Here is a 9,973-nt window from a genome sequence, read left to right on the forward strand (position 1 = left end):
NGCCACGGTGGTGCTCAAGGACAAGGATGGGAATCTCGTCAAGGATGCCAACGGTCAGGTGGTAACGGCGCAGGTTGGTGCCAATGGCGAATTTGCGGTCGTGTTCGAACCTGCGCCTGCCGCTGGCACCGAATTCCATGTCAGCCTGAAGGATGCGGCGGGCAACGAGTCTGATCCGGCCTCTGTCACAGCGCCGGGCACTCCGACCAATCCGGATACCGAGGCCCCGGACGCGCCTACCGATGTCGCCTTCCTGCCGGATGGCAAGACTTTGACCGGCAAGGGCGAAGCGGGGGCGACTGTCATCCTGAAGGATAAGGATGGCAATGCCGTGCAGGATGGCAATGGGCATGATCTGACCGGCAAGGTGGATGCCGACGGCAATTTCGTCGTGGTGTTCAATACGCCGCCGGCGGCTGGCACCGAATTCAAGGTGAGCCTGCAGGATGAGGCTGGCAATGAGTCTGACCCGGCTTCGGCGCTTGCACCGGGTGAGCCGGCGCGCATTCAGGCGAACGATGACGCGCAGGATGCCAGCATGGCGATTGCGGTCGGCCCGAAGAACGTCAGTTCCGACTCGGCCTATGCCAAGTCCGATCTCAGCCTGAACCTGTTGAAGGTTGGCTTGAACAAGGTGCTGGGCGTTGACCTGCTGGACCTGAACCTGTTGACTGGAACGTCTTCCTTCGACATCAATGTCGGTTCGGGGCAGACCCATACTGTCGGCTTCAAGGTCAAGGCAGGCGGCGTGTTGAGCTTGCTGACCACCGTGAGCGTCCATATCTATTACGAACTGCCCGATGGCCAGTGGGCGCCGTATCAGAGCTTCAAGGACAAGTTCATCGGCATCAATCTGCTGGGCCTGAGCCCGAGCGTCAAGATTGATGGCGTGGTGCTGCCCGAGGGCAAGTACAAGGTGCTGGTCGAGGAAACCGGCGGCATCAGCCTGCTGGAGACCATCAAGGTATCGACTACCAGCTATCTGGTGACGGACATCAGTACCGCTGGTCCGGACGACATCACGGTTGAGGCCGTGTCGGGCAACGTGATGCAGGACGACGCAACCTACGATTCGACGCGCCTGAATACGGTCAACGGCAAGGCGGTTGCTGCGGAGGGTTCGACCGAAATCGAGGGGCAGTATGGCGTTTTGACCGTGCATGCGGATGGCAGCTATTCATACCAGGCGTTTGCGGACACAGCCAACGTAGGCAAGAGTGATGTCTTCGTGTACGAAATTTATGATGCCGACCGCAACCAGAGTTCGCAGGCCAAACTGACGATCGACATCAAGGGCGAGGTCGTCGAGCCTGCTGCCGCCAAGGCTGCGGTGCTCGAGCATGACGTGACCGACGACGCGGGCGCGGCCGATGTCGTGGCGGACCAGGCAGATGATTCCGACGAGGGCCATGAAGGCGACTCGCAGGATGCTGCCAGCCAGGGCGAGGACGGTTCCCTGATGCTGGACCTGCTGCAGGCGGCAGAAACGCAGCATACGGATACACCGGCAGCTGATGCTGGCACGCCGTTGCTGTCCGATTCCGGTATCGACCTCGATGGCCTGTTGCAGGATACGCCGGCCGCAGCCGGTGGCGTCGTGGATGGTGTCGAAGAGGCTTTTGCCGCTCCGGTCGCTGCTAGTGCAACGCCGGAAAGCGGTATCGACGATGCCATCGCAGCTGGCCCGGCCAGTGTTTCCCTGGACGACTTGCTGCAGCAAAATGCATTGGTCTATTGAGGCAGGGCCATACGGCTCAAGCGTCCGCCGGCGCGGCGGACGCTGGTGTGCCAGGGCATTGGCCCTGGCTTGTGCGGGGGCATGGCTGTGGCATGCCCCCGATGGCGTTGTGCAGGCACAGGAACTGGGCGCCCATCGGCGCCTTTTGCCCGTTGATAGCCTGCCGCTGGTTGTGCCGGACCGGACGGTCTGGCAAAGCGCGGCCGACGGGGCGGCCGTAGCGACCCCAGCGCAAGCGCTACGGTTGGAAACGGTGCCGGATATCGCGGTGTCAGGGCCAGACTCGCAGACGGCGGCGGATCTGGCTGCAAGGGAAGACATGCAACAGGCAGCCGAGCCGGTCGTTAACGATATGCCACGGCAGGCTCCAGAAGAACCGGACGAAGCCCTGGCAGGGTTCGCGGAAAATACCGATACCGGGATCAACGAGGTGCCGCAGGCCGAAGTGGAGGCTGAGGATACGCCGCCCGTCGCCGCTTTGCCGCCGCCGATTCCGCCCGCACCAGCGTCGCTGGCCGAGTTGTTCAAAGTACGCCAGGAAACGCTGGCGCAGCACGAAGGCGCGCAAGTGCCTGCGGGTCCCTTGCCACTGGAAGAACTGGTGGGCATGGCCGTGGACTGGCATCCTGCCATCAACCAGGAACTGGGCCGCATTCTGCAGGAGGGCGAACAGATCCGGGTGGCCAAGGCAGGCTATCTGCCGCAGATCCAGGGGGGTGTCAGCACCCAGTTCAATTCCAATACTGACAGTGGCTCCACGCGCCGGCATGTGCAGATGCTGAATTTCTCGGTATCGCAGATGTTGTATGACTTCGGCAAGGTTTCAGCGTCGGTCGGGATCGCTCAGGCCGGAGAACTGGTGGCCCAGGCCGGGTTGCTGTCCATGGTGGACGAGGTCGCACGCGATACTGCCGGGTCTGTGGTTGAGGCCTTGCGATATGCGCAATTGCTGCGCGTGGCGCGTGAGCAAGTCGATGGTGTCTCGGCGATTGCCAACCTGGCGCGGCGGCGCAATGAACTGGGCGCCAGCAATCAGTCGGATACGGTGCAAGCCCAGGCACGACTGTCCGCCGCGCGCGCGACGGTGTTGTCAATGGAGACAGAGCGGGCTCGCTGGCTGAGCAATCTCCAGTCGCTGACCGGCCTGCGCGAGCCGCCGGAGATGGATGAGGAATTGCCGCTGGCCCTGGGGCGTTCCTGCATGACGGCCAAGCCGCAATGGGACAACATACCGGCGATGCTGGAAGCGCGGGCCGAACGCATGCGGGCCCAGTCGGAACAGGAGCAGGCGCGCGCCAACGGGCTGCCAACCCTCTCGATCAAGGGGCAATCCAGCAAGGCGCTCAATTCCATGCCTTCGTCCTATACGGGCGATGGCGTGACCGTCGCGCTGGAAGTCAGCGCACCGATCTACCAGGGTGGCGCGACAGTGGCGCAGCGCCGGGCGGCAAGCTACGCCACCGGAGCAGCCGATGCCGCCATGGAAAAGGTCAGGGTCAAGACTGAGCGCAGCCTGTACGAGACGGTAACGCGGGCGCTGAGCGGCAACGAGCGCGAGGATATCCTGCTCGAACGCGAGCGCAGCACGCGCCAGACACGTGACCTGTATCGCAAGCAGTACCTGGATCTGGGAACGCGCAGCTTGCTGGACCTGCTCAATGCGGAGCAGGAATTGCACCAGGCGCGCATGGAAACCATCAACCATCGTTTCGATACCAGCCTGTTGCAGCTCGATTGCCTGCAATTGTCGGGCGGTTTGCGCCGTTTCATGGGCCTGGGCGGTGGACGGAGCATGAATTGGGAGGCAGTGGATGACGGAAACTGATGCAGGATGGCAGCGCGACGCGGTGCGCGAGCGCTGGATGGAAGCCCTGCTGCAGCTGGCTCGTCATTACCGCCTTGAGGTTTCGCCAGAGCACATCCGGGTATCGGCGGTGTGGTCACAGAACGGTGACGAGCGCGAGATGGTACGCCAGATGGCGCGCCAGGCCGGGATGGATTTGCGTTATGCCGCCCCGGATTTTTCACGCCTGACCCCTTGGTTTCTGCCTGTGATCGTGATCATGCAGGACGGCCAGCTGGCCGTTCTGCATGAATATGCCGAAAACACGCAGGAGTGCGTGCTGGGCTTCGCGGGCGACCAGGGCATGTTGACCCGTGTGGCCATGGATGAGCTGCGTGAGCAGGCGCAGGCGCTGGTGCTGTGCCGACCGCGGCATTTGCCTGGCGACAGCCGGGTGGCGGAAATGGCGGCGGATGTGGACGAGAGCTGGTTCCGCCGTTTGGCGCTGCCCGATCTGCGGCCATATGGCTACATCATGCTGGCCTCGCTGGTGGCCAACCTGTTGGCCTTGGCTGGCATCCTGTTTTCCATGCAGGTATATGACCGAGTCATTCCATCGGGCTCCATGCCCACGCTCTACGTGCTGTTTGGCGGCGTACTGCTGGCTTTGGCCTGTGACTTTGCCTTGCGACGCGCTCGCATGACGATCACTGACTGGATGGGCAAGCAGGCCGACCTGCGAATTTCGGATGCCGTCTTCGGGCATGCCTTGCGCGTGCGTACCGCCGCCAGGCCCAAGGCCACCGGGACTTTCCTGTCGCAGCTGCGCGAGCTCGAGGGCGTGCGCGAGATGTTCACGTCCACCACACTGACGGCTGTGGCAGACATGCCTTTCTTTGTGCTGTTCTGCATCGTCTTTGCCGCGATTGCCGGCGGCATGGTGTGGATTCCCCTGGTCGCAGCTGTTTTGCTGGTATTGCCGGGGCTGCTGATGCAAAAACGCCTGCGCCGCCTGGCAGCCGCCGCGATCAAGGAATCGTCATTGCGCCACGCCGTGATGGTTGAAGCCGTGCAGGGCAGCGAGGACATCAAGCTGTTGCAGGCCGAGCAGCGTTTCCAGAATCAATGGAACCACTATAACGAGGTGACTGCCGAGAGCAATCTGGAACTGCGTCACTTGACGCATACCCTGACGGTCTGGATCCAGGCCGTGCAGGCTTCGGTCTTTGCCTTCGTGGTCTTTTTCGGCGCCCCGATGGTGATGGATGGCGAGATGACGACGGGCGTGTTGGTGGCTGCATCCATCCTGTCTTCGCGCATGATCTCGCCCATGGCCCAGTTGGGCCAGGTCCTGAACCGCTGGCAACAGGCCAAGGTGGCCAAGGAAGGGCTGGATCAGATCATGAAACTGCCGCTGGATCAGGCGGGCGAACGCAAGGTGCATCGTCCGGCCATCCAGGGAAGCTACGAGTTCCGCGACACGGTATTCGGCTACGAGCCCGAGACTCCGGTGCTGCAGGTTGGCGCCTTGAAGATCGCTGCGGGCGAGCGCATAGCCGTGCTGGGCAAGAATGGCTCCGGGAAATCCACGCTCTTGCGCGCGTTGGCGGGCCTGACGGAAACCGGCAATGGTGCCGTGCTGCTCGATGGCATCAATATGGGCCACCTGGATGCGGCCGACGTCCGGCGTGATGTTGCGCTGGTAAGTCAGCAAGCAAGGCTGTTTCACGGCACGCTGAGGGAAAACCTCTGGCTGGCTGCGCCCGGTGCGAGCGACGAACAACTGATCGCCGCCATGCGTCTGGCGGGTGCCTGGGGGTTCGTGCAGACCTTGCCAATGGGGTTGGACCACCTGGTGCGTGAAGGTGGCGCCGGGCTGTCGGGCGGCCAGTGTCAAAGCCTGCTGTTGGCACGGGCGCTGCTGCGTGAACCGTCCGTGCTGTTGCTCGACGAGCCGACCTCGGCGCTGGATGAGGCGACCGAGAAGCAGGTGATCGAAGCCTTGGGCCAGTATTGCGCTGGCCGTACCCTGATCGTGGCCACGCACCGTACCAGTGTACTGGCGCTGGTGGACCGGGTACTGGTTCTGGATCGCGGCCGTATCGCCATTGATTCGCGCAAGGAAGACCTGGTGCGGCAAATGAAAGGTGGCGATGGCGGCAATCGGCGTCAGCCGGCGGCAGGCAGGACGGAGACTCAATAATGAATTTGCCTCAATCCCGGCAACCGGCCGCGGGCCAGGGGGCCGTTGTTCCCCGTGGGCAGCCCGGGCGTACGGCATCTGCAGGCAATGGCCTGGCCGCCTTGCACGATGAGCTGGCGCAGCGGGAAATGCCGTTGCGGCGCGCACGGCGGTTGGTACAAGCGCTGGTGCTGATCCTCCTGTTGTTCCTGGTGTGGGCCTGGTGGTTCGAGGTCGATGAGGTTTCCTCAGGCAGCGGCCGGGTGGTCCCGATCTCGCGCGAGCAGGTCGTGCAATCGCTGGAAGGCGGCATCGTTACCGAACTGCTGGTGGCAGAGGGCGATATTGTCGAAAAAGGACAGGTGCTGGCGCGCCTGGACCCGACTCAATCTGCTTCCAATGTGGAAGAAAGCGCTGCCCGGTACCGCGCAGCGCTGGCCAGCGCCGCACGCCTGCAGGCCGAAGTTTCCGGTGCCGGAGAGATCCGTTTCCCGCCGGAACTGAATGACTGGCAAACGCTGCGCAATGCGGAAACGCGTTTGTTCCGGTCCCGGCGTGAAGGCTTGCGGCAGTCGGTGAACGGCTTGAAGCGCTCCCTTGAACTGGTGAACCGGGAGCTGGGCATTACTTCCCGGCTGGTTGAAGAGGGGGCAGCCAGCAATGTCGAGCTGATCCGGCTGCAACGGCAGCGCGCGGAACTGCAGCTCAAGCTGGACGAAGCTGAATCCAGCTACATGGTGCAGGCACGGGAAGAACTGGCACGGGCCAATGCCGAGGTCGAAGCCCTGTCGTCGGTCGTCAAGGGGCGCTCGGATGTGCTGGAACGCCTGACGCATCGCTCACCGGTGCGCGGCGTGGTCAAGGATGTGGAAGTCACGACCATCGGCGGCGTCGTGCCGCCTAACGGCCGCCTGATGGAAATCGTGCCGCTGGGCGAGCAACTGCTGGTCGAGGCCCGGATCGCGCCCCGCGATATCGCGTTCATCCATCCCGGCCAGGCTGCCATGGTGAAGATCACGGCCTACGACTACGCCATCTACGGCGGCCTGCCCGGCAAGGTCGTCACGATTTCGCCGGACACCATACGCGACGAAGTCAAACCCGACGTTTTCTATTACCGCGTGTTCATCCTGACCGACAGCGATGCGTTGGTGAACAAGGCCGGGACGCAGTTCCCCATCGTGCCAGGCATGATCGCGAGTGTCGATATCCGCACCGGCAGCAAAAGTATTCTGGATTATCTGATCAAGCCCTTGAACAGGGCCAGGGAGGCATTGCGTGAACGTTGAGCATGGGCCGGGCGTCCAGGGTGTACTGGACGTACCGGGCAGGTGGGCGCTTGGAAGCGCAATGGTGTTGGCGTGGATGGTAGCTGCCAGTGCGGGCGCCCAGTCATTGCGAGGCAATCCCGTGGATGCCGTGCCGGAGTTGCGCCAGCCGGCCGTGCCACAGCCGTCCGGCAGTGTCGCGCCTGGCAGTCAGCGGCCCGGTGCGACGGAAACGGCTGCCGTGCTGGCGCAGCGGCTGGTACCGCGAAGCTTTGTCGTCGAAGGTGTAACGGCCGTGCCCTTTGATGAAGTGGTGGCCTTGCTGGAGCCTCTGGCGGGCAAGGAGACGACGGTTGCCGGCCTGGCCGGAGAAGTCAACGCCATTACTCAGCTCTACCAGCAGCGCGGTTTTGCCCTGTCCTACGCTTTGCTGCAGAACCAGAACTTCAATGATGGCATCGTGAAGGTCACAGTGGTGGAAGGGTATGTGGCACAGGTAGTGTTTACCGGGGATGTCGGCCCGGTGCAGGAGCGCCTGGATCGCCTGGCGAAGAAGCTGACCGAAGAACGGCCGCTGCGGCGCGAAACGCTGGATGGCGTACTCAATCTGATGCGTACCACGCCCGGCATCAGCATCGTACCCAGGCTGGATTGGCCCAGGCGTGCCGATGGCGCCACGGCAATGGTGATAGAAGCCAGCCGTGAAGGCATGACGGCGACGGCGACTCTCAGTGATATGGGTACCGGCAATCAGCCCCTGGTGGGCGTCACGCTGAACAGTTCGACTGCGCTCGGAGAAAAAATCTCGGTCGCTGCGTCAGTGCCGCTGGAACACGAGGATGTGCGCTATGTCCGAGGCGCCATAGAGCTGCCCTTGAACGATGCCGGCCTCAGTTGGGAAGGCGAAGGCTATCACTATGAGGCCCGTCCGCTGGAAGAAGGCGCCCTGACGTTTCAGCGCCGTATCAAGAATCAGCGTCTGGCGACCGGTTTGCGCTATGACGCCGCCGGCCCCTCCGGCCATTTCTGGCAATGGCGTGCCGGGATGCAGGCCATGGATAGCAACGAACGCTGGCAGCTGCGCGACATCCTGCCCGGCCAGCTGGCCATCGACCAGCGGACGCGCAGCCGTGCCGTCTATGCGGAAATGAACTATTCAGGTAACGGATTGTGGCATTCGCAGCATCGGATCACGCTCGGTCTGGCCAAAGGCTGGAAAGGCCTGGGCGCACGCACGGATTACACATTCTCTCCGTTGCTGGCGGCGCTGCTGGGGCCGGCTGCGACGCAAAACATGTATCGCGAAGTCGCGGCCCAAGCAGCCGAGCTGGGCTACTTGAATCTCAAACTCAACGCCAGCAATACCATTCCTTTGACACCACGTACGCAGCTGCGTTTGGGCGCGTTGTTCCAGTACAGCGCGCAACGCCTGCCGACTGCCGAGCAGGTGTCATTCGGTAAATGGCGCTACGGCATGGGCTACGAACAAGGCGCCATTGGCGGTGACAAGGGCCTGGGGCTGGAAGCCGAACTCAGCCATCGCTGGCAGACGGGATGGCGCGGCATTGCCGACATCATTCCGTATATGGGCGCTGATTATGCGGCTGCCTGGTACAACGGCTTGCGCGGGGATCTGATCGGCAGGCAGGCGATTTCGTCGGTCTGGCTGGGCCTCAGAGTGACTGACCAGCGTCATTACCTCTTCAATTTCAATCTGGCACGGCCTTTGCGCGACATCAGTCCGGCCCTGCAGACAGACAGCTGGCGCTTCAATGCCAGCTATTCCTTGTTCTACCGGGGGTGGTGAGGAATCTCTGGAAAACGTTACGTATGTAACGTAACAACGGGAACATCCCCTGGGAAATGTTACCTCCGCAGACGTCAAAAAATGACCGGCGGCGAGTGTCTGACACTCGCCGCCGGTTTCATTTGTGACAGACGATTTCCTCATCTTATTGTTTTTAAAGAAAAAAAAGGATTTCAAGGATTTTTCAATATTTTTCAAACGTATTTATCTGAAATTTGGCACGGTTTTTGCTCAATAAGAATTATCGAATGGCTCCGGCTATCGAGCCGCTCCCGGTTGGCAGGGGGCTCATGGGAAAGCATGAGCGCTGCCGGAGAGCAAGGCAGGTGAAATTTTTGATGACCTGAATTAGGAGAAAAACATGCAGAACCAACCCCTGGCAGCCAAGCGCGTGCGCTTCAGCCGCCACATCGGCAGCCGCCTCACGCTGGCGGCCATGCTGCTGATGGCGGCAGCGCAAGCCCAGGCTGTCAGCAGCCAGCTGACTTTGACCACGCAAATGGATCTGACGCCGGGTAACCAGGCGGTTCTGGCGACAGCGCTGAATAACACCGGTGCGGCCGTCGATAACCTGGTGAACCTGGGCCTGGCGCCCACGCTGGGTGGCGTCGGCCAATCGCTGGATGGCGTGGCTGCGCCCGTGGTGTCTCAAGTCACTGGCGTGACGCAGCAAGTGGGCGCGGCGACCGGGTTGGGCGGCGCTGTCAGCGGCCTGACCGGCAATCTGGGGGAAACGGTTACTGCATTGGGCGATCGCGTGCAGGAAGTCAATCTGCCGCTGGGCCTGGGCCAAGGAGTGGGCGGTCTGGTCAGCGAAACCGGCCGTGCTGTCGGCAGTGCAGGCGGCCTGTTGGACGCCAAGACCGCCAATGGCGGCCAGCCGGTGGGGCAGGTACTGAATCACGCCACGCAAGGTGTCGGCGAACTGACCGGCAATCTGGGCACGGGTGGCTTGTTGAACCTGGGCGGCCTGACGGGCGGTAACGCAGATGGCGGCCTGCTGGCGCCCGTGACGGGCCTGGTGGGTGGTTTGCTGGGCGGCGGCGAAGGCGGTGGCCTGCTGGGTGGCTTGGGCGGCGGGGATGGTGGCCTGCTGGCACCGGTAACCGGTCTGGTCGGTGGCTTGCTGGGCGGCGAAGGCGGCTTGCTCGGCGGTGTGCTGGGCGGTGAGGGCGGCTTGTTGGGTGGCCTGGGG

At 62.6% G+C, this 9,973-nt stretch carries 5 protein-coding genes and 1 pseudogene; all 6 read left to right on the forward strand.

Annotated elements, in window-relative coordinates; translation table 11 throughout:
- Window position 1: 1 nt before the first annotated feature.
- Window positions 2–1,738 (forward strand): annotated as a pseudogene (locus ACNA1V_RS16575) (Ig-like domain-containing protein); the annotation flags it as partial.
- Window positions 1,722–3,563 (forward strand): TolC family outer membrane protein, encoded by a 1,842-nt coding sequence (locus ACNA1V_RS16580; protein ID WP_415834692.1) that lies wholly within the window; start codon window positions 1,722–1,724, stop codon window positions 3,561–3,563. The pseudogene ACNA1V_RS16575 and the gene ACNA1V_RS16580, both read left to right, overlap by 17 nt.
- A complete protein-coding gene (locus ACNA1V_RS16585; RefSeq protein WP_415834693.1) occupies window positions 3,550–5,724 on the forward strand; it encodes a type I secretion system permease/ATPase in 2,175 nt (724 codons plus the stop codon). The genes ACNA1V_RS16580 and ACNA1V_RS16585 overlap by 14 nt, the downstream gene beginning before the upstream one ends.
- Window positions 5,724–6,992, forward strand: coding sequence for an HlyD family efflux transporter periplasmic adaptor subunit (locus ACNA1V_RS16590; RefSeq protein ID WP_415834694.1), 1,269 nt, complete (start codon window positions 5,724–5,726; stop codon window positions 6,990–6,992). The genes ACNA1V_RS16585 and ACNA1V_RS16590 overlap by 1 nt, the downstream gene beginning before the upstream one ends.
- 61 nt (window positions 6,993–7,053) lie before the next feature.
- Window positions 7,054–8,778, forward strand: a complete 1,725-nt coding sequence (locus ACNA1V_RS16595) for a ShlB/FhaC/HecB family hemolysin secretion/activation protein (protein WP_415834695.1) — start codon at window positions 7,054–7,056, stop codon at window positions 8,776–8,778.
- Between the two features lie 361 nt (window positions 8,779–9,139).
- Window positions 9,140–9,973: collagen-like triple helix repeat-containing protein (locus ACNA1V_RS16600; RefSeq protein WP_415834696.1), on the forward strand; the 834-nt coding region annotated here is incomplete at its 3' end.

This window comes from Kerstersia similis (assembly GCF_965139615.1).
GTDB classification, from domain to species: Bacteria; Pseudomonadota; Gammaproteobacteria; order Burkholderiales; family Burkholderiaceae_B; genus Kerstersia; species Kerstersia similis.

Bases quoted from the DNA above. Each gene is read 5' to 3' on its own strand.
- ACNA1V_RS16580 (WP_415834692.1), top strand. From the start codon at position 1,722: ATGCATTGGTCTATTGAGGCAGGGCCATACGGCTCAAGCGTCCGCCGG.
- ACNA1V_RS16585 (WP_415834693.1), top strand. From the start codon at position 3,550: ATGACGGAAACTGATGCAGGATGGCAGCGCGACGCGGTGCGCGAGCGC.
- ACNA1V_RS16590 (WP_415834694.1), top strand. From the start codon at position 5,724: ATGAATTTGCCTCAATCCCGGCAACCGGCCGCGGGCCAGGGGGCCGTT.
- ACNA1V_RS16595 (WP_415834695.1), top strand. From the start codon at position 7,054: ATGGTGTTGGCGTGGATGGTAGCTGCCAGTGCGGGCGCCCAGTCATTG.